Annotated in this window: 23 protein-coding genes and 1 pseudogene; 9 read left to right on the top strand and 15 right to left on the bottom strand. The window is 71.5% G+C overall.

The window, feature by feature from the left end; translation table 11 throughout:
* Positions 1-28: 28 nt before the first annotated feature.
* From ACFWXC_RS07460 to ACFWXC_RS07425, 8 genes are read right to left on the bottom strand one after another with little or no spacing between them, the layout of a single operon-like run.
* On the bottom strand, positions 29-1102 hold the full coding sequence (locus ACFWXC_RS07460) for a LacI family DNA-binding transcriptional regulator (protein ID WP_384474523.1): 1074 nt from the start codon (positions 1100-1102) through the stop codon (positions 29-31).
* Positions 1099-3117, bottom strand: coding sequence for an acetoacetate--CoA ligase (locus tag ACFWXC_RS07455; RefSeq protein ID WP_384474520.1), 2019 nt, complete (start codon positions 3115-3117; stop codon positions 1099-1101). The genes ACFWXC_RS07460 and ACFWXC_RS07455 overlap by 4 nt, the downstream gene beginning before the upstream one ends.
* Entirely contained in the window at positions 3092-4057 is a 966-nt protein-coding gene (locus ACFWXC_RS07450) for an HAD-IIA family hydrolase (protein WP_384474517.1), read from the bottom strand. Before ACFWXC_RS07450 ends, ACFWXC_RS07455 begins: the two co-directional genes overlap by 26 nt.
* A complete protein-coding gene (locus tag ACFWXC_RS07445) occupies positions 4054-5628 on the bottom strand; it encodes a biotin carboxyl carrier protein (protein WP_384474515.1) in 1575 nt (524 codons plus the stop codon). The genes ACFWXC_RS07450 and ACFWXC_RS07445 overlap by 4 nt, the downstream gene beginning before the upstream one ends.
* The gene (locus ACFWXC_RS07440; protein WP_384474512.1) at positions 5625-7007 is read right to left on the bottom strand and encodes a biotin carboxylase N-terminal domain-containing protein; all 1383 of its coding nucleotides are present in this window, start codon (positions 7005-7007) and stop codon (positions 5625-5627) included. The genes ACFWXC_RS07445 and ACFWXC_RS07440 overlap by 4 nt, the downstream gene beginning before the upstream one ends.
* Entirely contained in the window at positions 7004-7453 is a 450-nt protein-coding gene (locus ACFWXC_RS07435; protein ID WP_384474509.1) for an acetyl-CoA carboxylase biotin carboxyl carrier protein, read from the bottom strand. The genes ACFWXC_RS07440 and ACFWXC_RS07435 overlap by 4 nt, the downstream gene beginning before the upstream one ends.
* On the bottom strand, positions 7450-8553 hold the full coding sequence (locus ACFWXC_RS07430; protein ID WP_384474506.1) for a PEP/pyruvate-binding domain-containing protein: 1104 nt from the start codon (positions 8551-8553) through the stop codon (positions 7450-7452). The genes ACFWXC_RS07435 and ACFWXC_RS07430 overlap by 4 nt, the downstream gene beginning before the upstream one ends.
* 33 nt (positions 8554-8586) lie before the next feature.
* The gene (locus ACFWXC_RS07425) at positions 8587-10497 is read right to left on the bottom strand and encodes a PEP-utilizing enzyme (protein ID WP_384474503.1); all 1911 of its coding nucleotides are present in this window, start codon (positions 10495-10497) and stop codon (positions 8587-8589) included.
* A 217-nt stretch (positions 10498-10714) separates the two neighbouring features.
* On the opposite strand from ACFWXC_RS07425, the gene ACFWXC_RS07420 reads away from it, so the two are divergent.
* Together ACFWXC_RS07420 and ACFWXC_RS07415 are read left to right on the top strand one after the other, a co-directional pair.
* Positions 10715-11539 carry an IclR family transcriptional regulator gene (locus ACFWXC_RS07420; RefSeq protein ID WP_384474500.1) on the top strand — a complete coding sequence of 275 codons (825 nt, stop codon included), beginning with the start codon at positions 10715-10717 and terminating at the stop codon, positions 11537-11539.
* Positions 11529-12329 (top strand): IclR family transcriptional regulator, encoded by an 801-nt coding sequence (locus ACFWXC_RS07415; protein ID WP_384474497.1) that lies wholly within the window; start codon positions 11529-11531, stop codon positions 12327-12329. Before ACFWXC_RS07420 ends, ACFWXC_RS07415 begins: the two co-directional genes overlap by 11 nt.
* Before the next feature lie 60 nt (positions 12330-12389).
* On the opposite strand, the gene ACFWXC_RS07410 is transcribed toward ACFWXC_RS07415, so the two are convergent.
* Complete coding sequence (locus ACFWXC_RS07410) at positions 12390-12764, bottom strand: hypothetical protein (RefSeq protein WP_384474890.1); 375 nt, start codon at positions 12762-12764, stop codon at positions 12390-12392.
* A gap of 304 nt (positions 12765-13068) precedes the next feature.
* Between ACFWXC_RS07410 and ACFWXC_RS07405 the strand changes: the two genes are divergently transcribed.
* Positions 13069-14454 (top strand): MFS transporter, encoded by a 1386-nt coding sequence (locus ACFWXC_RS07405; RefSeq protein WP_384474494.1) that lies wholly within the window; start codon positions 13069-13071, stop codon positions 14452-14454.
* Positions 14455-14584: 130 nt separating this feature from the next.
* On the opposite strand, the gene ACFWXC_RS07400 is transcribed toward ACFWXC_RS07405, so the two are convergent.
* From ACFWXC_RS07400 to ACFWXC_RS07385, 4 genes are all read right to left on the bottom strand, one after another.
* Positions 14585-15202: a TOPRIM nucleotidyl transferase/hydrolase domain-containing protein gene (locus tag ACFWXC_RS07400; RefSeq protein WP_384474491.1), complete on the bottom strand. Its 618-nt coding sequence runs from the start codon at positions 15200-15202 to the stop codon at positions 14585-14587.
* A 243-nt stretch (positions 15203-15445) separates the two neighbouring features.
* Positions 15446-15877: a cupin domain-containing protein gene (locus tag ACFWXC_RS07395; RefSeq protein ID WP_384474488.1), complete on the bottom strand. Its 432-nt coding sequence runs from the start codon at positions 15875-15877 to the stop codon at positions 15446-15448.
* Between the two features lie 46 nt (positions 15878-15923).
* A complete protein-coding gene (locus tag ACFWXC_RS07390) occupies positions 15924-16751 on the bottom strand; it encodes a phosphoenolpyruvate hydrolase family protein (RefSeq protein ID WP_384474485.1) in 828 nt (275 codons plus the stop codon).
* A 79-nt stretch (positions 16752-16830) separates the two neighbouring features.
* The gene (locus ACFWXC_RS07385) at positions 16831-18054 is read right to left on the bottom strand and encodes a Tm-1-like ATP-binding domain-containing protein (RefSeq protein WP_384474482.1); all 1224 of its coding nucleotides are present in this window, start codon (positions 18052-18054) and stop codon (positions 16831-16833) included.
* Positions 18055-18168: 114 nt separating this feature from the next.
* On the opposite strand from ACFWXC_RS07385, the gene ACFWXC_RS07380 reads away from it, so the two are divergent.
* Positions 18169-19563, top strand: a complete 1395-nt coding sequence (locus ACFWXC_RS07380) for a PLP-dependent aminotransferase family protein (protein WP_384474479.1) — start codon at positions 18169-18171, stop codon at positions 19561-19563.
* A gap of 142 nt (positions 19564-19705) precedes the next feature.
* On the opposite strand, the gene ACFWXC_RS07375 is transcribed toward ACFWXC_RS07380, so the two are convergent.
* On the bottom strand, positions 19706-21118 hold the full coding sequence (locus tag ACFWXC_RS07375) for a DEAD/DEAH box helicase (RefSeq protein WP_384474476.1): 1413 nt from the start codon (positions 21116-21118) through the stop codon (positions 19706-19708).
* Positions 21119-21290: 172 nt separating this feature from the next.
* On the opposite strand from ACFWXC_RS07375, the pseudogene ACFWXC_RS07370 reads away from it, so the two are divergent.
* The 4 genes and pseudogenes from ACFWXC_RS07370 to ACFWXC_RS07355 all read left to right on the top strand — a co-directional run.
* Positions 21291-21476, top strand: a pseudogene (locus ACFWXC_RS07370) (VOC family protein); the annotation flags it as partial.
* 299 nt (positions 21477-21775) lie between these two features.
* Complete coding sequence (locus ACFWXC_RS07365; protein WP_384474473.1) at positions 21776-22840, top strand: Rieske 2Fe-2S domain-containing protein; 1065 nt, start codon at positions 21776-21778, stop codon at positions 22838-22840.
* Complete coding sequence (locus tag ACFWXC_RS07360; RefSeq protein WP_351711551.1) at positions 22837-23007, top strand: hypothetical protein; 171 nt, start codon at positions 22837-22839, stop codon at positions 23005-23007. Before ACFWXC_RS07365 ends, ACFWXC_RS07360 begins: the two co-directional genes overlap by 4 nt.
* Positions 23004-23951 carry a PDR/VanB family oxidoreductase gene (locus tag ACFWXC_RS07355; protein ID WP_384474470.1) on the top strand — a complete coding sequence of 316 codons (948 nt, stop codon included), beginning with the start codon at positions 23004-23006 and terminating at the stop codon, positions 23949-23951. The genes ACFWXC_RS07360 and ACFWXC_RS07355 overlap by 4 nt, the downstream gene beginning before the upstream one ends.
* Here ACFWXC_RS07355 and ACFWXC_RS07350 read toward each other — a convergent pair.
* Positions 23902-24654 (bottom strand): helix-turn-helix domain-containing protein, encoded by a 753-nt coding sequence (locus tag ACFWXC_RS07350; protein WP_384474467.1) that lies wholly within the window; start codon positions 24652-24654, stop codon positions 23902-23904. The genes ACFWXC_RS07355 and ACFWXC_RS07350 overlap by 50 nt on opposite strands.
* A 244-nt stretch (positions 24655-24898) precedes the next feature.
* On the opposite strand from ACFWXC_RS07350, the gene ACFWXC_RS07345 reads away from it, so the two are divergent.
* Positions 24899-25864, top strand: coding sequence for an ABC transporter substrate-binding protein (locus tag ACFWXC_RS07345; RefSeq protein WP_384474464.1), 966 nt, complete (start codon positions 24899-24901; stop codon positions 25862-25864).
* The last annotated feature ends 4 nt before the right edge of the window (positions 25865-25868 follow it).

Genomic DNA, 25868 nt, shown 5'->3' with positions numbered 1-25868 from the left:
TGGGGAATCTTCGGCCGCGGCGGGTTCTTCAGGGGGGTGACGGTGGAGCGCCTTCTGGGGCTGGGCAGCCGCAGGATCCGCGAGCGAGCAGTTCCGCGGGCAGCACGTCGCGGCCGGGCGGCAGGTCCGGGTCCCGCATCAGGCCGGTGAGCCGCACCATCGCGGTACGGGCGAGCTGTTCGACGGGCTGGCGCATCGTCGACAGGGTCGGGGCGCTGTACGCGCCGCCCGTGGTGCCGTCGAAGGAGACCACCGCGAGGTCGTCCGGGATCCGGATGCCCAGCTCGTGCGCGGCGCGCAGTACCCCGGCGGCCTGCTCGTCGGAGGTGACGAACAACCCATCCACCAATCGGTCATGAGTCAGGAGAGCGAGTGCGGCGCGGTATCCCTCCAGGCGTCCGTAGGAGCCGTGCAGCAGCGGGGCCGCGGCCGGCCGGGCCTGCCAGCCGGTGCGGCCTCCCGAGCCCGTGCCCGCCCTGAGCCCGGCCGCCTCCAGCGCGGTGCGCCAGCCGGCCACCCGGTCCATGGTGGGTCGCAGGCCCAACTGCCCGGCGATGCAGCCGATCCGGCGGCGTCCGTGGCGGAGCAGATGTTCGGTGGCCTGGTGGGCGCCGCGTACGTTGTCCACCAGTACGTGGGAGATCGACGCTGCCCTGACCTCGCGGTCGACGGCCACACTGGGTACCCCGGTGCGGGCGAGGCGTGCGTGCCACGGCTGGCTTCGGTGGGCCGGGGTCAGCAGCAGCCCGTCGACCTGGCGGTCCAGGAAGGTCTGGATGTATCTGGCCTCATGCTCCGCGCCGCCCGCCGAGTTGCCCACCAGCAGGGTGTATCCCGCTGCCCAGGCGTGGTCCTCCAGCGAGATGGCCAGCTCTGCGAAGTACGGGTTGGCCAGGTCCGGGATGACCAGGCCGAGCGTCATGGTGTGGCTCAGGCGCCGGGCGCGGGCCGCGCTCTTGGGACGGTAGCCGAGCTCGCGCACCGCCGCGAGGACGCGTTCCCGGGTGGCCGGCGCCACGGGGCGCGGGCCCTTGTTGAGTACGTAGCTGACGACCGAGGGAGAGACTTCGGCACGTCGTGCCACGTCCTCGCGCGAGGTCATCCGACGCGCTCCTGACGGAACCGTCGCGCCTGTTCGACGTACCAGTCGATCACTTCGGGATTGGCCAGGGAACCGCGGTTGACGGCGGAGTCCGGGTCATGTCCGACGAAGAGCTTCTTGACCGGAACCTCGGTCTTCTTCTGCGCGTGGGTGACCGGCACGGCGGGCGCGGCGATGATCTCGTCCGGGACATGCCGGTGCGAAGTGCGCGCACGGATCGTCGCGTTGATCCTCGCTGCGAGTTCGTCGGTGAGCCGGACGCTGTCGTCGAGGACCACGAAGAGCGGCATCCAGTAGCCGCCGCCCGGCCGCTCCACTCCGATCACCAGGGCGTCGCGGACCTCGGGCACGTGCTGCAGCGCGGCGTAGATGTCGCCGCTGCCGAGGCGGACCCCCTGCCGGTTGAGCGTGGCGTCCGACCGTCCGTGCACGACGAACTCGCCCTCGGACGTCTCCGTGATCCAGTCGCCCTGGGTCCAGGCGCCGGGGAACTTCTCGAAGTACGAGCCGCGGTACCGCGCGCCGTCCTCGTCTCCCCAGAAGAACAACGGCATTGAGGGCATGGGGCGGGTGACGACCATCTCCCCCAGCTCGCCGACGACCCGCTCCCCCGCCTCCGACCAGGCCTCGACCGCCACACCGAGCAGCGGTCCCTGGAGTCGGCCCAGGTGCACCGGTTCCAGCGGGTTCGAGCCGATGAACCCGCTGCAGATGTCGGTGCCGCCCGTGTCGGAGCCGAGGTGCACGTCGTGCTTGACGTGGTCGTGCACCCAGCGCCAGGTCGAGTCCGGCAGCGGCGAACCGGTGGAGAGGACGGAGCGGAGCCGGGACAGGTCCCACTCCTTGCCGGGCTCCAGCGCCGCCTTCTCCACCAGGGACAGATAGGCGGCGCCGGTGGCGAACATGGTGGCGCCGGTCAGCGCGATGATCTCGAACTGCCGGTCCTTGCGCCGGAGGGTGGGCGACCCGGCGTAAGTGACCACGGAGGCCCCGGACATGAGGTTGTTGACCAGGGTGTTCCAGACCATCCAGGAGGTGTTGGCGGCGACGTAGTAGCGGTCGCCCGGACCCATGTCCTGGTTCAGGCCGGTCCCCTTGAGGGCCTCCAGGGTCATGCCGCCGTGTCCGTGGACGATGCCTTTGGGCGCGCCGGTGGTGCCGGAGGAGAAGAGGACCCAGAGCGAGTGGTCGAAGGGTACCCGGACAAAGGTGGGTTCGACGTCGTCCGCCACCAGGGCGGCGAAGTCCAACCGGTCGGACTCCGCGGACTCCGGCTCCAAGTGCCGTACGAGAAGGGTGTGTTGCAGGCGCGGCAGCCCGGCCTCGACCTCGGCCAGGTGGTCCAGCCGGGGGAACTCCCTGCCGTTGAACCGGTAACCGTCCACGCCGATCAGGATCTTCGGTTCGAGTTGACGCAGGCGGTCCAGGGTGGCCGGGGCGGACAGGTCGGGTGAGTTGATCGTCCATACCGCCCCGACGCTCGCCGCGGCCAGCAGCCCGACGACGGCCTCGGGCAGGTTGGGCAGGACGGCCGCCACCCGGTCCCCCGGTTCGACGCCCAGGCGCTTGAGGTGTGCCGCCAACGACGCGACCTGGGCCGCGAGTTGACACCAGGTGAGCTCGGAGACCGCGTCGTCCTCGTCGACGGTCAGCACCGCCGTGGTGTCCGCGAGCCGCGGATCGCGCGCGTGGCGCAGGACGTTCTCGGCGAAGTTCAGCCGGGCGTGCGGGTACCAGACCGCTCCGGGCATGCGTTCCTCCGCCAGCGCGGGCCCCTGGAAGCCCTCGCCCAGTACGCCGAAGTACTCCCGCACCGCGTCCCAGAACTCGGCCGGTTCCCGGACCGACCACCGCCAGACCTCGCGGTAGTCCGTCAACCGGAGGTCGCGGCGTTCGGCCACCCAGGACATGAAGTCCCACAGGCGGGTCAACTCCCGTTGCTCCGCAGTGGGTTGCCAGGTGACCTGTCGACCGTCCGACGTCCCGTCATCAACTGTGTTGCCGTTGGCCGACATCGTCGCCTTCCTCTCCTGTGCCGTGTGTCCGTCCCCGGCCCTGCCGCGACGCGAGCGCGAGCAGCTCCACTACCTCGGTCAGGCAGTCCGCCACGAAGTCCGGACGTCGGTCCGGCGGGGCCGCCGCGGCGTCGGCGGCGGAACTCGTACCGGTGGTGACCAGGCATCCCAGAGCGCCGGCCGACCGGGCCATCGCGCACTCCAGGTCGAGGTCGTCGCCGATGATGAGCATCTGCTCCGGCCTCACCCGCAGCCGCCCGGCCAGCAGGTCCAGGGCCTCTCGCGACGGTTTCCCGAGGACGCGGTAGGGGCGCCCGGTGACATGGCTGAGCCCGCTGGCGATGAAGCCGGACACGCCCACGTTCAGGCGGTGTTCGGAAGCGAAGGAGGGAGCGTCGGAGGTGCAGTAGATCGCGGCCCCGGCCAGCACGGCCTCGGCGGCCACCTGGAGTTTGTCCCGGCCGAACCCGGTGTCCCAGCCGATGACCACGGCGGCGGCGTCCGTCGGTTCCCCGGCGATGGCCCGGTCCAGGTCCACCATGGGGATCCCGCACCGCCGGAACTCCCCTTGCATGCCGGGGCCGCCGAAGACCAGGACGGGCTGCCCGGGGTGCCGGGTCCGCATCGTCTCCGCCGCGACCACGGCGGGGGTGAGCACCTCCTCGTCCCGCACGTCCAGGCCGAGCGAGCGCAGGGTCTCGGCTATCCGGCCGGTGGTCTGCATGGAGCCGTTGGTGAACACGGCCAGGCTCCGTCCGGTGGCCCGCACCAGGTCCATGGCCTCACGGGCGCCGCTCAGCGCTCGTCCTCCGTGGCCGCTGGGACCGTCGGAGAGCACCAGGCAGCCGTCGATGTCGAACATCACGCCGCGCACCTCGGCGAGCCTGGCGAGCAGCTCCGCCCGCCGCTCCTCCTGGCACAACGCATCCACCGTGCTCACCGGTCGCCTCCGGTCCCGGTACGGCGCAGCTCCACCCGCTCCGTGCCGCGGGTCACCGCGAGGTACTTCCAGCGCGGGAGCCGGTGAGCGGCCCGGACGAAGTCCGCGACGCCGGTCACCGGGGCGGTGGCTCGGCCGACGCCGACCGGGGACCAGCGCGGGGCCGGTCCGGCGGCGAGCACGGCGTCCACCTGGTCCTGCGGAAGGACCAGGCGCAACAGCAGCTCCTCCTCGGGCAGTTCACGACCGGCCCGGCCGCCGTACTCCTCGCGCAGCTCGGCCAGGGACCGCTCGGCCGGGGGCACGGCCAGTTCTTGGGCACGGGGCAGAGCGGCAACCCTCTCAGCGACCTCCGTCGCGATCTCTCCCTGCGGAGTGCCGAAGTGGCCGAGGACGAAGCGCACCACCTCGTCGGGGACACGGCTGTAGCGGTCCTGGCCGGAGCCGGTGGCCAGCACGTTCATCAGCGCCTGGCTGCCCACGAACTGGCTGAACGGCGTGACCATGATCGGATGGCCGAGCTCCGCGCGGACCCGCCCCACCTCCTCGATGACGGCGGGCAGCCGGTCCAGCATGCGCAGTTCGCCGAGTTGGCGTCTGAGGGTGGACATCATCCCGCCGGGGACCTGGTGCACATGCGGGCTCAGGTCGTACTCGGTGGGCTCCCCGGCCGCCAGCCCCTGGGAGTCGGCGATGGTGTGGAGGATCTCGGCGGCGGCGGAGGCCGCCTCGCGGTCCGCGTGCACCGGGATGCCGAGGGCGTCGAGGTTGCCCAGCAGGTTCTCCAGGCTGGGCTGGGCGGTGCCGTTGGCCAGGGGGCCGAGCCCGGTGTGCAGTACGTCCACGCCCAGTTCGGCGGCCACCAGGTAGAGGTGCGAGGCGGCGCCGGTGGTGCAATGGCTGTGCAGCTCAAGGGACTTGTCACCGGCGGCGCGGCGGATGTCGGGGATCAGCTGCCGGGTGCGTTCCACGGTGAGCAGGCCGCCGGGGTCCTTGACGTAGACGGAGTCGACATACGCACTGGCGTGATACGCGCGGACGTTGCGGGCGTAGCTCTCGTCGGTGTGGACCGGGCTCTCGGTGAACGTCACCGCCGCCACGACCCGCTCGATGCCCTCCTCCTTGGCCCAACGGGCCACCCGGAGCAGGGAGTCGACGTCGTTCATCGGCTCGGCGATCTGCAGCCGGCGCAGTCCGTGGCGGGCCAGCAGCCGCAGCGCCATGCGCATCACCGTCTCCGAGGCCTTCTCCCAGGACATGAAGCGCATGCCCGTGGTGATGGCCGACAGCGGGGTGTCGGGCATGACGGCGCGCATGCGGGAGACGCGCTCCCAGGGGTTCTCCCGGTGGAACTTCACGCCCATGGCGAGGTGGGTCGAGCTGGTGAAGTCGATCGCCTCGTACCCCACCCGGTCCAGCAGCGGGCCGACGGCCTCGACCATGCCCGTGGTCAGCCCGGTGGCTCCCCACAGGCTCTGGTTGCCGTCCCGCAGACTGGTGTCGACCAGGCGGATCGTCTTCTGCCGTCGGCCGGTCCTCGGCGTGGCCGACTCACGGGCGAGCGTGGTCATCGGACGGCCTCCTTGCGTCGCTTCTGCCGCTGTTCCCAGACCGGCCCGAACCACGACGTGCTCACCCGGCCGTGGACGAAGTCCGGGTGGGAGAGCACGAATTGATGCAGCGGCAGGGTGGTCCGCACGCCGTCCAGCACCACCGATCGCGCCGCGGCGCGCGCGGCCGCCAGTGCGGCGGGGCGGCTGTGGGCGCGGACGATCACCTTGGCCATCAGGCTGTCGTAGTAGGGCGGGAAGGCGTAGCCGTCCTCGACATGGGTGTCCACGCGGATCCCCGGCCCGGCGGGCCACCGCACGCGGTCGATCACTCCGGGGTTGGGCCGGAAGCCGTCGTCCGGGTCCTCGGCGTTGATGCGCAGTTCGATCGCGGTGGCCGGTGGGACCGGCGGGACGTCGGGCAACTCCGGGTCCCGGCCGAGGGCTTGGCGCAGCTGTGCCGCCACCAGGTCGATGCCGTACGCCTCCTCGGTCACGGGGTGCTCGACCTGGATTCGGGCGTTCATCTCCAGGAAGACCACGTCCTCGGACTCGGTGTCCACGAGGAACTCGACGGTTCCGGCGCCCCGGTAGCGCAGGGCCCGTACCAGTGCCCGGGAGGAGTCGTGCAACACCGCGCGCCTCGCCTCCGAGATCCCTGGCGCGGGGCATTCCTCGATGAGCTTCTGGTGTCTGCGCTGCACCGAGCAGTCGCGGTCCCCGAAGATCTGTGCACCGCCCTCGCCGTCTCCGAAAACCTGCACCTCGACGTGGCGGGCCGCCGGGTAGTAGCGCTCCAGGTAGAGCGCGCCGTCGCCGAAGGCCGCCTGTGCCTCGGCCGCGGCCTGCGGGGCCAGCCGGGCGAGTTCACGGTCGTCGGTCACCAGGCGGATGCCGCGCCCGCCGCCGCCGTGGACGGCCTTGATGAGCAGCGGATAGCCGATGGACGCGGCGAGCGGGACCACCGCGTGCGGGTCGTCCACCTCGACGGCAGGGGCCACCGGGACACCTGCCGCCACGGCCACCTTCCGGGCGCTGCTCTTGTCCCCGACCGCGCGGAGCGTCTCGGGTCGCGGCCCTGCGAAGGCGATGTTCTCGGCCGCGAGCAGTTCGGCCAGTTCGGGCTGTTCGCTCAGGAATCCGTAGCCGGGGTGGACGACGTCCGCGCCCGCGTGAACGGCGGCCTGGGCGACGTACTCCGGCCGCAGGTAGGACAGTCCGGCCTGCGCCGGGCCGATGACGATCACGCGATCGGCCAGCCGTGCGGCGCGGGAGTCGGTGTCGGCGGTGCTGGCGGCCAGCACCGGGACGCCCCCGATGCGCCGGGCGGCGGCGATGATCCGCGTCGCGATCTCTCCCCGGTTGGCCACGAGGACCACGGGGGCCCGGTCGTCGCTCATGACGTACCCGCCTCGGTGACGACGGCGAGCGGCTGGCCGAACTCGACCTGCTCGCCGTCCTTGACCAGGAAGTCGGTGAGCGTGCCGGCGACCCCGGCGGCGACCGGGTTCATCAGCTTCATCACCTCGATGATCCCGACGGTGGTGTCCGGTTCGACCGTCGTGCCGGGCTCCACGAAGGGGGGTGCGCCGGGGGACGGCGAGCGGTAGAAGACGCCGATCATCGGGGCGGGGACGGGCGTGCCCTCGGCGGCGGGAGTCGGGGGCGCGCTCTCAGCCACCTGGGGTGGCAGTGCGGGCCGCTGGTCCGGCGGGAGTTCCGCCGAGCGGGACATCCGTACCCTTACGTCGCCGAACTCGACGTCGGCGAACTCGTAGCCGCCCTCATCCAGTTGGGCCACGAGGTCCAGGATGTCCTGCCAGCTCGGAGAGGCGTCGGTGCTCATCGGGTTCCTCCCTTCGCCGCGGAGGCGACGAAGCCGAGCAGGTCGGTCGTGGCCTTGGTCGTGGCGCGGCCCTTCTCCCGCTTCCGCCTGCGCCAGTTAGTCTCCGGCCGGGACTGGAGCACCATGACCCGGCAGGTGCCGTCGGCGTCGCGTTCCAGCGCCCACTCGATGTCCTGCGGACAGCCGTAGTGCCGCTCCACGCGCAGTGCGATTTCCGCCAGGTGCAGCAGGTCGCTCTCGCTGAGGCAGGCGACACGACGACGGGGCGCCGCCACCTCGCGCAGGATCACGCCGGTCCCGTCCGGGGCGGGCACGTACTCGCGGAGCTTGGTGACGATGCGGCTCTCGGTGACCGCGGGGCCGACCTTGGTCAGCCAGTACTCGTCGGGCGTCACTTCGCCCGAGACCACCGCCTGCCCGAGCCCCCAGCTGGCGTTGACGGCGATGACCGAGCGGTCGCCGGTGCGCGGGCTGACCGTGAAGGTGACCCCTGCGACGTCCGCGTTGGCCATGAGCTGCACCGCGACCGAGATCCTGGAGGCCTCGTTGCCGTCGGTGTCCGACATGCCGCAGCGGTAGGCGATCGCCTGGGGCGTGTACAGGCTCGCCCAGCACTCGCGCACCTTGGCGAGCACGGCGTCCACTCCCACCACCCACAGGTAGGTCTCCTGCTGACCGGCGAAGCTGGCGGCGTCGCCGTCCTCGTCGACGGAGGAGGAGCGGACGGCGACCGGGATGCGGTCCGGATCGCCCGTGCCGCGACGACGGGCGGTCTCCCGGGAGAGCTCCAGATAGGCCGCGCGGATGTCCTCCTCGACGGCGGCCGGCAGGTCCCGCTCCAGGATCAGCGCGGTGGCCCGCTCATGTGCGGCCTGGAGGGACCGCGCACTGTCGGGGTCGGCTCCGCGGACCAGGCCCTTGAGCCGCTCGCGCAGATCGGAGGCGTCCCGGAACTCCTCGTACGCGTCGACCGTCACGGCGAACCCGTCCGGGACCGGCAGTCCGGCCCGGACCAGCTCGCCGAGGCTCGCGCACTTGCCGCCGACCGACGGCCTGTCCGCCGCGCCGAGTTGATGAAAGCTTCGCGTGTACTTTCCCACGGTTCGTCCTTGTCAGCTGGGTGCGCCCTCGGATCAGCGGGGGCTGGAGAGGCCCTCCGAGGCATCGGCGGCCTCTTCCAGGACGGTCACGGTGCCGGTGTTGCCGTCGACCCGGATCAGCTGGCCAGTCCTGATGGCGGAGGTGCCGAAGCCGGTGCCGACGACGGCGGGAAGCTCGTATTCGCGCGAGACGATCGCGGCGTGGCACATGATGCCGCCGATGTCGCTCACGGCTCCGCGGATCCGGCCGAACACGGGGGTCCAGCTGGGGCTGGTCACCGGGGCCACCAGGATCTCGCCGTCCTGCACGGTGTCGAGCTCGTCCGGGCGCAGGACGACGCGGGCGCGGCCCTCGGCGATGCCGGGTGATCCGGCGAACCCGGTGAGGGTGGTGCCGTTCGCGCCGTCCTCCTGGGCGGCCAGCCAGCGCTCGACGGTCTCCGGGGTGATGCCCCAGAGCATGATGGTCAGCGGCTCGTCGACCTGCTCCGGGACCGGTCCCAGGGCCGGCGGCGGGTTCCACGCGCTGAGCGCCGCGTAGATCTCCTTGCGCCGCGCGACGACCTGCGGCCAGTGGTAGCCGCCCTGCGGGCCGCCGCCTGCGCCCCAGGCCATCTGCAGGTCGACGATCGCCTCTTCGACCTCGGCGCGACGCAGGAAGAAGATGTCCTCCACGTCCTCCCAGAGACCCCACTGGTGCAGCAGGGCGCTGAACTCGCGCGCCTTGTTCCAGAAGTTGGTGAGGAACCAGTGCTCCACGTAGAAGTTGTGGTTCTCCACGTAGGGGAAGACCGTCCGCGCCAGACCGAGCGCCTCGTCGAAGCCGGGGAGGTCCTCCTCGTCCAGGAGTGAGCGGTACTGCGCCACCAGCGCGTCGCGTTCCGCCTGCAGCTTCTCCAGCGGGCGGACGAGGTCGTCGCCTCCGCGCAGGCGGTCGATGTAGTCGCCGATCGCCCGGATCGGCAGGGTCAGGTCGTCGATCCAGCTGCGGTGCGAGTGGTACATGCCCGAGCCGTAGGAGAAGTTGAACCAGGGGTCCTTGCTCTCCTCCAGGGCGGCCAGCCACCGCCGGCCGGCGTCGCTCCCGCTCAGGCCGGTGACCAGCTCCTCCTCGGTGGTGGCCGCGCGGACGACGTCCCCGACGGACAGCTCCTCGGCCTTGCGGGCCAGCGCGCGCAGTTCGTCGTCGGGGCGGAAGAGCAGGACGTCGATGCCGCTGACCATCCGGGAGATCGTCTGGTCGTCGATCTCGGGGAAGTGCTCCTTGCACAGGGTGAGGAACTGCAGGTAGGCGGCGTATCCGAGGTTCAGGAACTCCGAGTGCAGGGTCCAGATCCGGTCGCCGTGCTCCAGCAGCCGGTGGTAGGCGGCGAGCAGTTCGTTTCCCTGGGTGGGACCGCGCTCCTCCAGTACCCGCTCGATCGGCTCGAACTCCGACAGCGGGGGCACCTTGAGGTCGCGCACGGCGCGGATGGCGTCCGTGACCCGGCTCTCCCACTCCGCGTAGAGGCTGTCCCAGTTCCGGAAGTAGTGGCCGGCCCGCAGGGCGAACTCCTCGGCCCGGCACGCCTGTTCGGCCGCGTCGGGGCTGGGGATCGTGGACATGTACGTGTAGCCGTTGACGATGCGTACGTCCAGGCCCTTGGCCGGCGGCAGCGCGAACACCCGGGTGTTGGTGACGCCGGTGCCGGTGAAGGCGCCGTCGACCGTGAGCTGGTCGAAGGGGTAGGAGACCTCCGGATAGTGCAGCGAGTTGCGGAACCAGGTCTTCGCCGAGTCCTCCGCGCGCCGGCCGTCCAGGAACCGGTTGTGGTAGGCGTACATCTCCTGCCAGCCCTCGGCCCCGTCCGGAGTGGCGATCTCGTAGGGGTCCGGGAATCCGCGCGCGGGAGCGGGCCGGCCGGAAGGCGGGCCCTGGCTCCGTTCACCGTCCGTGGTGGTCATGGCGGCTCCTTCACGTCTTCGGGAGGGGCTGGCGGCTGGAGCCCACCATGAGCGCCGGTGGCTCACACGACCAAGAGGCCTTTTCACTCAGTAAAAAGAAATGACCTCAGGGCATCCGATCCGGCAGCTCGGACCGGGATCACTCAACAGACCTTTCCATTCAATGAAGTGCTGGTTACGCTGGCTTCCCCTCAGGGACGAGCGGTCGGGAAGAGCGATGGCGACGGACAGCGGCAACCCCGGCAAGTCGGTGATCCACCGGGCCTTCGCCGTCCTCATGTCCTTCGACGCCGCCCACCGGTCCATGACGCTTTCGCAGCTGTCGCGCCGCAGCGGCCTCCCGGTGGCCACCACCTTCCGGCTGCTCGACCACCTGGAGGCGATCGGCGCCGTCGAGCGCGACACGGCGGGCCGCTACAGCATCGGCGCCAGGATCTGGGAGCTCGGCATCCTGGCCCCCACCCATGACGTGATCGGCAAGGGCGCGCGCCCGCTGCTGGTCCGGCTGGCGGCCAGGACCGGCATGCTCGTGCGGGTCTTCACCCACAACGGCCACAGCGCGCTGTGCGTGGAGGAGGTCCTGGCCAACGGCGCCAGCTCCCCCGGCGGCGGACCGGGGCTGACGCTGCCCCCTGCCGACTCCGCGGCCGGGTGGGTTCTCCTCGCCGGCATGACACCCGTGGCCAGGAAGTCCCTGCCGCTGACCCGGACCCAGTTCGACCGGGTGGAAAAGGGCATCGCCACCTACGGGAGACAGGGCTGGGTACGGTTCGTGCACTCCGATGGACAGGCCGAGTACGCCGTCGCGGTGGACGCCGTGGGCCGCCCGCCCATGGCACTCTCCGTCAGCCCGCCCCCGGCCCGGACCGCGGGAGCCACGGCCGATCCCTCGCCTGCCGCCGCAAAGTGCCTGGTACCCGAGCTGCACAACGCGGCCCATGCCCTCGCCGCCCTCCTGGCCGGCCCCGCCGATCCGCCGGCCGAGCCCGAGAGTCCATCCCCGTGCGCCAACTCGAAGGGCACCGCCGACCATGAGCAGTGAGTCCCCCAGCAGCCCCCCGAAGTCCGTCACCGCCAGGGCGCTCGCCGTGCTGGCGGCGTTCGACGTCGAACACCCGCGACTCACGCTCAGTCAGCTGGCACGGCGCTCGGGACTGCCGGTCGCCACCGTGTACCGCCTGGCGGGTGAGCTGGAGGACGGCCGCTTCCTCGAACGCGACGACGCCGGCCGGTACGGACTCGGCGTACGCCTGTGGGAGATGGGGGTGCTCACGCCCGTCCACGGCCGGCTGCGCGAGACCGCCCTGCCCTTCCTGCTCAACCTCCAGTACGAGTGCCGGGAGACCGTGCAGCTCGCCGTCTGCGACGGCACGGCGGCCATCTACATCGAGAAGCTGACCTCCGAGGTGTCCGTCCCTGTGGAGAACCGCATCGGCGGCCGGATACCGCTGCACGCCACCGGCATCGGCAAGGCGCTGCTGGCGTTCAGCCCCGAGGCCTTCACGGAGGCGATCCTGGCCATGCCCCTGAAGCGGTACACACCCGACACCGTCACCGACCGCCGCACGCTGTCCCGCCAGCTCACGCAGATCAGGCAGCAGGGCCACGCCCGGACCCGGCAGGAGTACCACCTGGGCTCCACCTCCATCGCCGCGCCGGTCCTGGTCGGCGGGACCGCCAAGGCCGCCATCGGCATCGTCAGCTACACGATGCGCGAGGATCTGGACCGTTACCTGCCCTCGCTCTTGCAGGCCACGAAGGGCCTGGCCAGGCGACTGGAGGAGACGGCGGGCACGGCCTATCCGAGCCTGAGCGGCCTGGACCGGGACTGACCGCCCAGTGACCCGCCTCTGTTCGGTCACCCTCTGAGGCACTGCCCGCACGAGTCGGCCTCAGAGGCTTGTCTCGTCCGGCCGGCGCGAGGGCCTTCGCGTTGTCCTTGGTGCCCGGGCGATCCACAGGCCTCGCTGGAGCGAGGCGAAACCCGCCCCGGAGAGCCGGGAGCACAGGTCGTGACGTGCGTCTCCGCGGTCGTCGGGGAGTGAGAAGGCGACCACGGTCCAGGTGCCGTCCCAGTCCCGGTTGCCCGCGCCGGCGTCCCGGATCCGGCGGCGCCCGTCGCGCAACACCCGCACGGCGTGCTCGGTGAGGCCGAAGTAGGCCTTGCGTCCCCTGCGATGCCGCGTCAGAAGGTCGCGCCCGGCCATGCGGGACAGGGCGGAGCGCACCGCGTCCTCCGACACTCCCAGGCGGGCGAAGACGTCGATGGTGCTCGATTCTCACGCCGAGAGGGTAGACGAGGCGAGCAATGTTGGTCAGAATCCTGACGCAGAGCAAAAAACTGCCCCACTTCGAGGGATCGGTCGATCGGACCCCGACGGCCGTACCGGGAGACGGCCGGACACGGCCGACGACCAGCCGGGCCGGCCGCGGCCCCCACAGCCACCGGGCGCATCTCGTCGCCACTTGCCGCGAGCGCCCCGTGCCGGACGGGCATCCCCGTCATCCATCACAGAGGTCGCACCCCGTCTCGGGCCGACGCACCTCAGCGACAGCAAGGGAGCTCACGACATGCAGGCCGCTTCTCCACCACAGGCAACGCCGGATCCCTCGCAGTTGCGCCGGGCGGTGACCTCCAGCTTCCTGGGGAGCGTCATCGAGTACTACGACTTCCTGCTGTACTCCACCGCGTCGGCGGTGGTCTTCGCCCACGTCTTCTTCTCCAACCTGAGCCCCGTGGCCGGCACCCTCGCCAGCTTCACCACCTTCGCGACCGGCTACCTGGCCCGGCCATTGGGCGGGATCATCTTCGGGCACTTCGGGGACCGGCTCGGCCGCAAGCGGATGCTCGTGGTGACGATGTCCCTCATGGGCGTCGCCAGCTTCCTCATCGGCGTCCTGCCCACGTACGGCCAGGCCGGCACGCTGGCGCCGGTCCTGCTGCTGCTCCTGCGGATCGTCCAGGGCGTGGCGGTGGGCGGTGAGTGGGGCGGCGCGGTACTTCTCTCGGCCGAGCACGCCACCGGACGGCGAGGACTGTGGGCGAGCTTCACCAACGCCGGGGCCCCGGCGGGCATGGCGCTCTCCACGGTCGTCCTGTCCGCGACGTCCGGCGCCGTCGGCGAGGAGGCCTTCCTCTCCTGGGGCTGGCGCATCCCCTTCCTGCTGAGCGTGGTCCTACTGGCCGTCGGCCTGTTCGTCCGGCTGCGCGTCACCGAGACACCGGTGTTCGCCGAGGCGGAGGAGAAGGAGAAGAAGCAGGAGTCGACGCCACGGCGGTCCCTCCCTCTGTGGGACGTGCTCCGTCACCACCCCCGGGTGCTGCTGCTGAGCATCGGCGTCGGCCTGTCCGCGTTCGTCTTCCAGGGCACGGTGACGACGTACATCATCTCGTACGCGGTACAGGGCGGCTTCGCACGGCAGACGGTGCTCAACAGCCTGGCGGTGTCCTCCGCGCTGGCGATGTTCGGCATCATCGGCTGGTCGGCGCTGTCCGACCGCGTGGGACGGCGTCCGGTGGTCATGGCGGGCGCGCTCGCGGTGGGCGCCTACTCCTTCGCGCTGTTCCCGCTGGTCGACACGGGCAGCACGGCGCTGCTCGTACTGGCGCTCGTGGTCGGGCAGTCGCTGGTGCACCCGATGATGTACGGCCCGCTCGCCGCGCTCTACACGGAACTGTTCTCCACCCGGAGCCGGTACACCGGCGCCTCGCTCGGCTACCAGATCGCAGGCCTCGGAGCGGGCTTCGCCCCGCTGATCTTCACCGAGGTGCAGGCCGACACCGGTGACGGGGCGACGCTCCTCATCTCCACGATCATCGCCGCGTTCTGCCTGGGGACGGTGGTGTGCCTCACCCTGCTCGGCGAGACCAGCCGTACCGATCTCACCGGCAGGACCACGGACTCCTCGGCACCGCTGCCCGTCAACGGTCAGGCGGAGGCTGCTCAGCCTTCGTGAGCCGCGGCCGGCAGCGTCTGATCGGGGACCGGCCCACGGTCCCCGACCAGGAAGGCCTCCAGGTGACCGCCCGAGAAACAGGTCTCGTGCCCTTGTCGAGGACGCTCGAGACGGCGGTCCGTCCACGACCTCACAGGCTCGCGAAGAGGCCGTCGAGCGGGGGCGGTGTCCGGTCCGGTGCGAGGGCCTCCACGAGGAGACGGCCGTAGCGGATCTTGCGGCCCTTCTTTGTGCCGAGGAAGCGCCGCATCTGCTGATGCCGGCGCCGGTTGTGCTGTGCGGGCTGGCGCTGGAAGGTCTGCCAGGCGCGGAAGTCGCCCTCGGCACGGAGGATCTCCTCGACTCCTGCCACGCCGAGCGCGCGGATGAGTTCGTCCTCCAGGTCCGCGGCGCATACGTAGATGTCCTGGAGCGGCGCCTGGGCCCGTGTCAGGCCGCGCTCGTAGAAGCCCTGTTCGCCCTCGTCGCACAGTCCCGCAAGGCACAGACCGAGGCCGGGTGGCCCGAGGAGGCCGGCATAGCGACCGACGCTCATCGCCCCGCCCATCGGCACCACGACCACTCCCTCGGCGGCCAGGTCCCGGCCGCGTCGGGCGGCCAGCGCCTCGACGGCCGCGAGATCGCTCAGCCCTTCCAGGAGTACCGCGGTCCGTACCCCCAGGCTTTCCGCCAGATCGCGCGCCGGCCCCTCGGGACCGCCCGTCGCCCAGCCGACGACCGCATCCTGGAACGCCCTCATCTCCGCCATGGGGCGAGTCTGCACATCCACCGGTGGCACCGCACAGGATTATTCGACGGCCCCAGGAGCTGCGACGGTCCCCGGGCCCGGTGGGCACCACCCCAAAGCGGAGTGTGATCCGCTGCACCACTCGGCCGGACACGACCCGCGCCCCACTGACGACCGGGCACGAAGCCACGTCACCTGCTGGTTCCGCTTCCACGTCCGGTACGGCGTACAGCCACCGGAGGCGTCGCGACGGACGCCGTCCGCTCAGCGCGCCCGCTCCCAGACCGGTGAGGCACCCGGAGTCAGCAGCCGGTAGTCGGGTGCGTCCCGCAGGGCCAGCTCCGCGCCGCCGGGCGTGTAGATCGCGATGACGCGCAGCTGCCGCCAGCCGGTGTTGAAGGTGGAGTGCAGTGTTCCCCTGGGCACGAACACGAAGTCCCCGGCCCGCACCGGGAACTCCCCGGAGTCGCCCACGGTCTGGATGCCCTCGCCGTCGATGAAGTACAGGACCTCGTCGGAGTTCGGGTGGGTATGCAGGTCGTGGCCCTTGGTGGGGTTGATGATCACCTCACCCACGGTGAGGGGCGCCCCCGAGAAGCGATCCGCACTCACCCCCCACTTGATGCTTCCCCAGTCGAAGACCTCGGTCGCCAGCTCCGCCTGCACGGTGTGCGCCCTCGTCCCGGATTCGCTCACGATTCCTCTCCTCTCCAGCACGCGTGTTTTCCGCCCGCACCCGCCCTCAGGGCCGGATGACGACGGACTTGAAGTCTTCGGTCTGCCGGCGGATGCCCGCTTCCGTCGGCAGGCGCTCGATCGAGCTCGCGCCGAAGAAGCCCACGACCCCGTCCGTGTGGGTGAGTACGTACTGTGCGTCCGCGGGGTCCGCGATGGGGCCGCCGTGGCACAGGACGAGAATGTCCGGGTCGACCGCGACCGCCGCGTCCCGCATCGCCTGGATCCGCTCGACGCACTCGTCGAGCGTGAGCGCCGTGTGCGCGCCGATGGTGCCCTTGGTGGTCAGGCCCATGTGCGGGACGAGGACATCGGCACCGGCCTCGGCCATGGCGGTGGCCTGGGCGGCGTCGAACACGTACGGCGCGGTCAGCAGGTCGCGGTCGCGCGCGGCCGCGATCATCTCGATCTCCAGGTCGAAGCCCATCCCGGTCTCCTCCAGGTTCTGGCGGAAGACACCGTCGATCAGCCCCACCGTGGGGAAGTTCTGCACGCCGGCGAACCCGGCCTCCTTGACCTGGTCGAGGAAGCGGCCCATCACCCGGAACGGGTCGGTGCCGTTGACGCCCGCGAGCACGGGCGTGTCCTTGACCACCGGGAGCACCTCGTCCGCCATCTCCATGACGATGGCGTTCGCGTCGCCGTAGGCCAGCAAACCCGCGAGGGATCCCCGGCCGGCCATCCGGTAGCGCCCCGAGTTGTAGACGATGAGCAGGTCGATGCCGCCCGCCTCGGCGGACTTGGCGGAGATGCCCGTTCCGGCACCGCCGCCGATGATCGGCCGGCCTGCCGCGACGGTCTTCTTCAACCGTCCGAGCGCCGTGCTCCGGTCCATGATCGCGTTCCTTTCCGCCCACGCATGTGCGGGCACCCGCTGCCCGGCCGTGCCGGCCGGGTACGTCGAGTCGGGACCGTCACCGGGGTGAGGTGATCAGCCGGTGCAGGTGCCGGGCGGCGTCCCGCCCGAACCCGGGGTCGTTGATGTGCTGATCCACCTCGACGATCTCGGCCGGCGACCCGGTGAGCGCGCCGCGCAGCGCGGAGAAGAGCTCCGCGTCCGCCGCGGCGTCCTGAAACGGGCCGCCCTCCTTGTCGATACCGCTCACCCCGCGCAGCGGAAGGAGTACCGCGACCGGCCCGCGGGCGCGGGACACCTTCGCGCCGATACGCCGGCCGAGTTCGGCGTTCTCCTCCGGGGTGGTCCGCATCAGCGTGACCGTCGGGTTGTGGACCAGAAGGGTCCGGTCGCCGAAACCGGCGGGCACGGTCTCCCGTGGCCCGAAGTTGACCATGTCGAGGGCGCCGAGCGAGACGACCTGGGGGATGCCCCGCTCCCCGGCCGCCTCCAGCCGGTGCGGCCCGGCGCTGAGGACGCCGCCCGCGAGATCGTCGGCAAGTTCCGTGGTGGTCAGGTCGAGGACGCCCGCGAGCCGCCCGTCGCGCGCGAGCTTCTCCAGCGCGCGTCCACCGGCACCGGTGGCGTGGAAGACGAGAGGTTCGTAGCCGAGGCCGGTCAGCTCCGCCCGCGCCTCGTCGGCGGCCGGCGTGGTCAGGCCGAACATCGTCACCCCGACCAGGGGCCGCTGCTCGCCGGCCGGTGCGTCGCGGCGGGCTTCCTGCACCGCGGCCATCGCGGCGATCGCCGCGGCGGCGTTGCCGAAGACCTGCTCGGAGAGGGAGTTGATCCCGGCGACGTCGACCACCGAGTGCATGAGCGTCACGTCGCTCTCGCCGACGTAGGGCGAGACATCACCCGAGGCCATCGTGGAGACCAGCAGTTTCGGCACCCCGACCGGCAGGGCACGCATCGCGCGGGACGCGACCGACGAACCACCCGAACCGCCGACGGCGAGCACCCCGTCGAGCCGGCCCTCCGCGTACAACGCGAGCACCGTCGACGCGGCGCCGGCGGCCATCGCCTCCATCGCCGCGCCCCGGTCCCGCGCCTTCCGCAGCACCGCGAGATCGGCCTGCCCGGCCTCGGCGACCTGCGCGGCGGTGACGTCCGCCTCCGCATCGGAGTACACACCGACGTCGACCGTGACGGTGCTCGCCCCATGGGCGCGTACCCGGTCGGCGATCCAGGCGTACTCCTCGCCCTTGGTGTCCATCGTGCCGATGAGAACGACCGTCGCCATCGTGCCTGCCTCCTGCTCTCCTTCGAGCCCTGTGCCAGGCATTGTTGCCACGCGGGGACGTCCCTGAATGGTCCACTTGGGGCCGAGCGGACCAAGCTGGGAGGCGTGCGATCGATGCGGACGAGTGAGGACGCCGAGCGGGTGGCCCGGCTGCTCGGGGTGTGGCGTGACAAGGCGCCCGTGAGTGTCCCGCTCCGCGACGCGCTCGCCGAGCTGATCGACGGCTCGTACCTGCCCGCCGGGTGGCGCATGCCCGGCCAGCGTGCGCTGGCGAAGGCGCTCGGCGTGGCCAGGGGCACGGTCGCACGGGCGTACACCGAGCTCACCGCGAGCGGCCGCCTGACCTCGACACGGGGTTCGGGCACGTATGTCCAGGGCGCCGTCGGCCTGCTACGGCCCGACGAAGGGCGGCTGACCTCGTTCGGTGACGGACAGGTGGTCGTCGATCTCTCCTCCGGGGCACTGCCCGGCTCCGAGCTGGTCGCACGCGTGATGCCGGAGGTCGGCAGGCAGCTGCGCGAGCGCCACCTCCAGGACACGGGCTACCACCCCGCGGGCCTGCCGGAACTGCGTGCCGCGCTCGCCGCCCGCTGCACGGCGCAGGGTCTGCCCACGCGGGCCGACCAGGTGCTGGTCACCGGAGGTTCCCAGCAGGCCGTCTGGCTGATCGCGACCGCCCTCGCCGGACCCGGCACCTCGACCCTGGTCGAGGACCCCAGCTACCGAGGGGCTCTGGAAGCCCTGGCGGCCGCGGGCGGCCGTCTGCGGGGCGTCCCCTTCACCCCGGCCGGCATGGACCTGAACCTTCTGGAGGCCGCCGTCGCCGACGCGGATCTGCTCTACGTGCAGACCGCACTGCACAACCCGACCGGCATCCACATGCCGGAGGCGCAGCGCAGAGCGCTCGCCGACATCGCGGCCAGGCGCGGCACGCTCGTGGTCGACGACCAGTCCCAGTCGGAGCTCGGCTGGTTCCGCTCCGACCCGCTGCCGGGGCTGGAACGGATGGCCGACCCCGAACGGCTGCTGATCGTGGGCACCCTCTCGAAACTGTTCTGGGGCGGGCTGCGCGTGGGCTGGGTACGAGGGCCTCGGGAGATCATCGGACGGCTCGCGGCGCTGCGCGGCAGCGTCGACCTGGGCGGCCCGATCGCCGACCAGTTGGCGGCGCTGCAGCTGCTGCCCCAGGCGGATCGGCAGCGCGAGGTGCGCCGCGAGTTCCTGGCACGGCAGTTCGCGGTCACCGCGGAGATCCTCCGTACCGCGCTGCCCAGTTGGCACTGGAGCACCCCGGTGGGCGGATCAGGCCTCTGGACCGACACCGGTCAGGACGCGGTGGCTCTCACCCAGCGTGCCCTGGCACGCGGCATCCGGCTCACCGCGGGCCCGGCGTTCTCTCCGCACGGCGGGCACCGCACCTTCGTGCGGCTGCCCGTATGGCACCCGCAAGGCCGATTCGCCGATGCGGCTCAGGTCATCGCCGACCTTCGGAGCACCCGGTCTCCGTGACGGCCGCCTGGACGCCCCCCTGCGCACGGTCAGCCGTACATGACGCCATCCGGTGCCCCCCCCCCCCCGGCCGATCTCCGGTCCCACGTGTCCGTCCAGCGGCGTAGCCGGAGACACCGCCCGGCAGCCGGGGAAGCCGGGCTCAGCCGCCGCGCCGCACCCGGGCCGCCTCGCGGGCCTCGGCGAGCTTGCGGGCCTCGCTGCTCTTGCGCGACGGCCTGCCACCGGAGCCGCCCTTCGCGTCCTTGGTGCTGCCCAGGCCACGGAACGGGGCGTTGTGGTTCTTGGGGCGCGGCACGGCCGGCCCCCCGTCGAGAGGCTTTCCGGAGGGAGCCTTGGCGCCGGTGATCCGGCTCAGCTCCGCCTCCCCGGACCGCACTTTGGTGACCTTGGGGGCGACGTCGGCGTCCGCCATGACCTGGCTCGTCTCGCGGCGCTGTCCCGACAGGACGAGTGTCACCACGGTGCCGGAGCGGCCGGCCCGGGCCGTGCGGCCCGCGCGGTGCAGGTAGTCCTTCGGGTCGGTGGCCGGGTCGACGTTGACCACGAGGTCGAGGTCGTCGACGTGCAGGCCGCGTGCGGCGACGTTCGTCGCTACCAGGGCAGTGACCTGCCCGTTCTTGAACTGGGCCAGGGTCCGGGTGCGCTGCGGCTGGGACTTCCCGCTGTGCAGGGCGGCGGCGGCCACGCCGCCGGCCCGCAGATGCCGCGTGAGCTGGTCGACGCCGTGCTTGGTGTCCAGGAACAGCAGGACGCGGCCGTCCCGGGCGGCGATCTCCGTGGTCACGGCGTACCGGTCCGGGCCGTGCACGACGAAGACGTGGTGCTCGATCGCGGAGACCGCGCTGGACGAGGGGTCCACGGAGTGGACGGCGGGGTCGCGCAGGTAGTCCTGCACCAGCTGGTCGACATCACGGTCGAGGGTGGCGGAGAACAGCATCCGCTGCCCGTCGGGGCGCACCTGGTCCAGGGCTTCGGTGACCTGCGGCAGGAACCCCATGTCACACATCTGGTCGGCCTCGTCCAGGACCGTGATGCGCACCTGTCCCAGCCGGCAGCCCTTGCGGTCGATGAGGTCGTGCAGTCGGCCGGGCGTGGCGACGACGATCTCGGCGCCGTCCCGCAGCACGGCGGCCTGCCGACCGATGGACACTCCGCCCACCACGGTCGCCAGCCGCAGCCGCAACGCCTCGGCGTACGGGGTGAGCACCTCACCGACCTGCTGCGCCAGCTCCCTGGTGGGCACCAGAACGAGCGCCAGCGGCTCCTTGGGCTGCGCGCGCCGCCCGGCCGTCCGGGCGAGCATCCCCAGGCCGAAGGCGAGCGTCTTGCCGGATCCGGTGCGGCCCCGGCCCAGGACGTCCCGTCCCGCGAGCGCGTTCGGCAGTGCCGCCGCCTGGATGGGGAAGGGCACCGTCACACCGTGCTCGTCCAGCACCCGCAGGATCCCGGCCGGCAGCCCCAGCTCCGCGAAGGACGCCGCCGGGGGCAGAGCCGCGGTGGCGGCCGACGCCTCGTCCTGCTGCTGGGCATCGACACGTGCTGATTCGCTCATAGAAAGCCTTCCTCCAAAGGGACCGTACCGAGGAAGGCGCGGCGGGGACGCGGCCACCGGCCAGGGACCGCCAACCGGGCACCGACACAGCGACGCTGTAAACGCCCCACGCTAGCACGGGGCACACCGCCCGGGCCTCCCACGGCCGCGCCGCTCAGCCGCGGAACGACAGTCCGTCGCCCAGCCCGGCATCGGTGCCGCGATCTGGCTCCACGCCACCGACGTCCAGGCCATCCACGATGCTCTCGTCGCCGACGGTCACACCATCGTCTCCGCACCGATCGACGGCCCCCTCGGCCGGACCTTCACCTTCGCCGACCCCGACGGCCACCAAGTCACTCTCCACGACCGCGCCTGACAAGCCAAACGCCACCGACGATCGCCGTTCCCCCAGACCGCCGGTTGCACCGGAGGCACGAGAATCCGGACGACATTCATCGGCTCTTCGCATTTAACGACGTGGTGCTCGACGAGCCGCCGGCTCAGAACGGGAAACGCAGCTGCCCTTTCAGCAGGGTCACGCTCCGAGTACGTCGATCGCTCAGCCTTCCGGCCAGGAGCTTTACATCGATCCTTCCGGGAGACGGAAGTGGTATTGCACCCCTGCGAAGCCCTTCCGGACGATGTCGCCACCACCCAACGACGGGAGCCGCAGCCATGCCGCACACGACCGCCTTCGCCAGGAACCAGTGGTACGTCGCCGCCTACAGTCACGAAATCGGCCGGGAGTTGCTCGGGCGGACGGTTCTCGGGGAACCGCTCGTGTTCTACCGCACCGAGGAGGACGGCAGCCCGGTCGCGCTCAACGACCGCTGTGTGCACCGGCGTTACCCGCTGTCGGAGAGCGGGCTGGACGGTGACCGGATCGTCTGCGGGTACCACGGGTTCACCTACGACCGGACCGGCGCGTGCGTGTACGTACCGGGGCAGAAACGTATCCCGCGCACCGCCCGGGTCGCCTCCTACCCGGTGGTCGAGCAGGACTCCCTGGTGTGGGTGTGGATCGGCGACCCCGGGCTCGCCGACGCGGACACCGTCCCGCGGGCCCGGCACCTCGACGCCCCCGGCTGGACGACCGTACGGGGCATGGAGCCCATCGACGCCGACTACGGCCTCCTCGTCGACAACCTCCTCGATCTCTCCCACGAGACCTATCTGCACGGCGGCTACATAGGCACCCCGGAGGTCGCCGAGACGCCGAACACCACGGAGGTCGACGAGGGTGCCGGGATCGTGCGGGTCAGCCGGCACATGGACGACGCCGAGTGCCCGCCGTTCTATGCCCGTTCGACCGGGATCGAGGGACGGATCACCCGCTGGCAGGACATCGAGTACCACGCGCCGTGTCTGTATCTGCTGCACAGCCGGATCGCACCGGTCGGTGTGGCGCCGGAGGCCGACGGCAGCGACCCGAACGGCTTCCACACCGAGATCACCTACGCGATCACCCCGTCCTCGGACGGCAAGGTGTACGACTTCTGGATGGTCTCCCGGGACTGGGCGACCGACGACGCCGAGGTCACCGAATTCCTGCGGAGCAACAACCACACGGTCGTCATGCAGGACGTCGACGCCCTCAACCTCCTCCAGCGGACGCTGGGTTCGGAGCGCGCCGGCTACCAGGAGCTGAGCATCAACATCGACACCGGCGGCCTCGCCGCCCGCCGTATCCTCGCCCGGCTGGTCGAGGAGGGCGACAAGCCCGTGGAGAGGGTCCTGTGAGCACGCCGGCCGGTGAGGTCTACCGCATCGACTGGCTGCCGGGCACCGACGTGCTGCACGGCACCTGTCACTGCGGGGCCGAGCACACCGCGCAGGACCCGGTCGAGATGTGGGAGTGGATGCTCGGCCACCCCGAAGGACACCAGCCCCCGGAGCGCACCACATGAGCCTGTACGAAGCCGAACTGGTCGTCGGCGACAGGGTGTCGGCGGCCGAGGGGGTCCTCGCCCTCACCCTTCGGCACCCCCTCGGCGAGGACCTTCCGGACTGGGAGCCGGGGGCGCATGTCGATGTCGTGCTCGGTCCCGGGCTGGAGCGGCAGTTCTCGCTGTGCGGGGATCCCGGGGACCGTACCGGCTGGCGTGTCGCCGTGCTGCGGGAGCCCGCCGGCCGGGGCGGATCCGCCTACGTGCACGAGCGGTTGGGCGTCGGCGACAAGGTGCGGGTGCGCGGCCCGCGCAACCACTTCCGGCTGGAGCCGGCCCCGCGCTACCGGTTCGTCGCGGGCGGCATCGGCATCACCCCGATCCTGCCGATGCTGGCCGCCGCCGAGGCCGCGGGCGCCGAGTGGACGCTGCTGTACGGCGGCCGGACCCTGCGGTCCATGGCGTTCACCGGCGAGTTGGCGCGGTACGGCGGGGAGCGGGTCACCGTCGCCCCGCAGGACGTGACCGGGCTGCTGGACCTCGGCCCGGTGCTGGACGACGTCCCGGACGGCACCTTGGTGTACTGCTGCGGTCCGGGGCCGCTGCTGGACGCGGTGGAGGAGCGCTGCCCGGCGGGCGTGCTGCGGGTGGAGCGCTTCCAGCCGAAGGCCCGACAGGGCGGCGAGGACGGCGAGGACGGCGAGTTCGAGGTCGTCCTCGGGCGGAGCGGTCGTACCCTCACCGTCGCACCCGGGGTCTCCGTGCTCGACACCGTCCGGGCCGCCGGGGTGGAGGTGCTCTACTCCTGCACGGAGGGCACCTGCGGGACGTGCGAGACGGATGTCCTCGAAGGCACCCCGGACCACCGGGACTCGGTGCTCGGCGAGGAGGAGCGGGCTGCCGGGGAGACCATGCTCATCTGTGTGTCGCGGTGCCGAGGGGAACGCCTGGTGCTCGATCTGTGATCCGCAGGTCCGCCTCGATCCGCGCCACCGCCACGAGCAGCGGCGGCAGCAGGTCGCGGCGGACCGCGGCGGCGGACATCCGGCCGGAGTGGACCGCCAGGACCGCCCCGGCCACCACCTGGCCGCTCCGGTCCCGCACCGGGGCGGCCAGTGTTCTGACGCCGTCCTCCAGGTCGTCCTCGAGCAGGGCGAATCCCTGACGGCGTATCGACTCCGCCGCAGGCGGGCCGGGTGAGCAGGGCTCGGGCGGGTGGGCGAGCAGTACCGCCCCCGCCGCGGTCCGGTGGGCCGGATACCTCGCGCCCACCGCGACGGTCGCCGCCATCACCCGCCGGGCCGGGACCGCGGCGACATGCACCACCGCGTCTGCGTCCAGGACGCAGAGTGCCGCCGACTCCCCCACCAGTGCGGCGAGTTGCTCCAGATGCGGCTGGGCGAGGCTCGGCAGGTCGAGGCCGGAGAGGTAGGCGTAGCCGAGTTCCAGGACGCGCGGGGTGAGGCGGAACCGGCGGCCGTCCGAGTGGACGTAGCCCAGGTCGACGAGGGTGAGCAGCAGGCGGCGGGCGGCGGCCCGGGTCAGGTCGCAGGCGCGGGCCACCTCGCTGAGCGTGCGCGCCGGATGCTCGGCGTCGAAGGCGCGGATCACGGCCAGGCCGCGCTCGAAGGACCTCACGAAGTGCGGTGCGCGGGCATCACTCGACATCGGCGCCTCCCGGTCCGGTACGTCCCGTCACGGCCCGTCGCGGTCCGCCGCTGCGCGGCGGTTCGACGGCTCGACACGAGAACACGGTGAGAGCGCGGTTCGGTAACTGTCAACAATTTTGTCAGCTGAACCCATTGACCGGGTTGTCCGGCCGGTTCTACCTTCCCGCTGAGCACCATCCGAGCACCACTGTGCGCACAGCGCACACCCTGTCGGAACACCGTTGTCTGCACAGGAGGAGCCCATGCGTCGTCTGCTCGCCGGTCTCGCGGCCGCCACCATCCTGCTCACCACGGCGGCCTGCGGCTCCTCCGGGGGCTCGTCGTCCACATCGCCCTCGTCGGGCGGCACCACCACCGTCAAGGTGGGCATCATCCCCATCGTCGACGTGGCCCCCCTCTACCTCGGGCAGAAGGAGGGCTTCTACAGCAAGCGCGGCCTGAAACTGTCGATGACGCTCGCGCAGGGCGGCGCGGCCATCGTTCCGGGTGTGACCAGCGGTCAGTTCCAGTTCGGGTTCAGCAACATGACCTCGCTGATGATCGCCCAGTCCAACAGCGTGCCGGTGCAGGCGATCGCGAACGGCGTGGCCTCGACGGGCGTGGCGGGCAAGGACTTCGGCGGGCTCGTCGTGAAGAAGGGCAGCAGCATCACCTCGGCGAAGCAGCTGGAGGGCAAGAAGGTCGCCGTCAACACGCTGAAGAACATCAACGAGACCGCGGTCCGCGAGTCGGTGCGCAAGGCGGGCGGCGACCCCGGCAAGGTGAGCTTCGTCGAGCTGGCCTTCGACCAGATGCCGGCCGCGCTCGACAAGGGGCAGATCGACGCGGCGATGGCGGTCGAGCCGGCGCTCGCCACCATGAAGCTCCAGGGCGCCACCGAGATCGCCTCGCCGTTGGTCGACGTGGCGAAGAACCTCACCGTGGCCATGTACTTCACCTCGACGTCGTACGCGCAGAAGAACCCGGACGTCGTGAAGAGGTTCCAGGAGGCCACGGCCGAGTCGCTGGCCTACGCGGACGCGCACCCGGACGAGGTCCGGGGGATCGTGACCACCTACACCAAGACCCCCGCGGACGTGCTGGCCGCGGTGACCCTGCCGAAGTGGCCCGCCGACCCGAACCGTGCGTCGATCGACACCCTGGAGAAGCTCAGCGAGCAGGACGGCCTCTTCAAGACGGCGCCCGACCTGGACAAGCTGCTGCCGTGAAGGA

The organism is Streptomyces sp. NPDC058683 (genome assembly GCF_042716195.1).
Classification (GTDB): domain Bacteria; phylum Actinomycetota; class Actinomycetes; order Streptomycetales; family Streptomycetaceae; genus Streptomyces.
This window is presented reverse-complemented; position numbering and strand designations above follow the sequence as displayed.

Coding starts and splice junctions, on each gene's coding strand:
- ACFWXC_RS07365 (WP_384474473.1), top strand. CDS start 21,776: ATGCCGCACACGACCGCCTTCGCCAGGAACCAGTGGTACGTCGCCGCC.
- ACFWXC_RS07405 (WP_384474494.1), top strand. CDS start 13,069: ATGCAGGCCGCTTCTCCACCACAGGCAACGCCGGATCCCTCGCAGTTG.
- ACFWXC_RS07400 (WP_384474491.1), bottom strand. CDS start 15,202: ATGGCGGAGATGAGGGCGTTCCAGGATGCGGTCGTCGGCTGGGCGACG.
- ACFWXC_RS07380 (WP_384474479.1), top strand. CDS start 18,169: ATGCGGACGAGTGAGGACGCCGAGCGGGTGGCCCGGCTGCTCGGGGTG.
- ACFWXC_RS07420 (WP_384474500.1), top strand. CDS start 10,715: ATGGCGACGGACAGCGGCAACCCCGGCAAGTCGGTGATCCACCGGGCC.
- ACFWXC_RS07440 (WP_384474512.1), bottom strand. CDS start 7,007: ATGAGCGACGACCGGGCCCCCGTGGTCCTCGTGGCCAACCGGGGAGAG.
- ACFWXC_RS07435 (WP_384474509.1), bottom strand. CDS start 7,453: ATGAGCACCGACGCCTCTCCGAGCTGGCAGGACATCCTGGACCTCGTG.
- ACFWXC_RS07445 (WP_384474515.1), bottom strand. CDS start 5,628: ATGACCACGCTCGCCCGTGAGTCGGCCACGCCGAGGACCGGCCGACGG.
- ACFWXC_RS07390 (WP_384474485.1), bottom strand. CDS start 16,751: ATGGACCGGAGCACGGCGCTCGGACGGTTGAAGAAGACCGTCGCGGCA.
- ACFWXC_RS07415 (WP_384474497.1), top strand. CDS start 11,529: ATGAGCAGTGAGTCCCCCAGCAGCCCCCCGAAGTCCGTCACCGCCAGG.
- ACFWXC_RS07375 (WP_384474476.1), bottom strand. CDS start 21,118: ATGAGCGAATCAGCACGTGTCGATGCCCAGCAGCAGGACGAGGCGTCG.
- ACFWXC_RS07385 (WP_384474482.1), bottom strand. CDS start 18,054: ATGGCGACGGTCGTTCTCATCGGCACGATGGACACCAAGGGCGAGGAG.
- ACFWXC_RS07355 (WP_384474470.1), top strand. CDS start 23,004: ATGAGCCTGTACGAAGCCGAACTGGTCGTCGGCGACAGGGTGTCGGCG.
- ACFWXC_RS07350 (WP_384474467.1), bottom strand. CDS start 24,654: ATGTCGAGTGATGCCCGCGCACCGCACTTCGTGAGGTCCTTCGAGCGC.
- ACFWXC_RS07455 (WP_384474520.1), bottom strand. CDS start 3,117: ATGTCGGCCAACGGCAACACAGTTGATGACGGGACGTCGGACGGTCGA.
- ACFWXC_RS07460 (WP_384474523.1), bottom strand. CDS start 1,102: ATGACCTCGCGCGAGGACGTGGCACGACGTGCCGAAGTCTCTCCCTCG.
- ACFWXC_RS07345 (WP_384474464.1), top strand. CDS start 24,899: ATGCGTCGTCTGCTCGCCGGTCTCGCGGCCGCCACCATCCTGCTCACC.
- ACFWXC_RS07425 (WP_384474503.1), bottom strand. CDS start 10,497: ATGACCACCACGGACGGTGAACGGAGCCAGGGCCCGCCTTCCGGCCGG.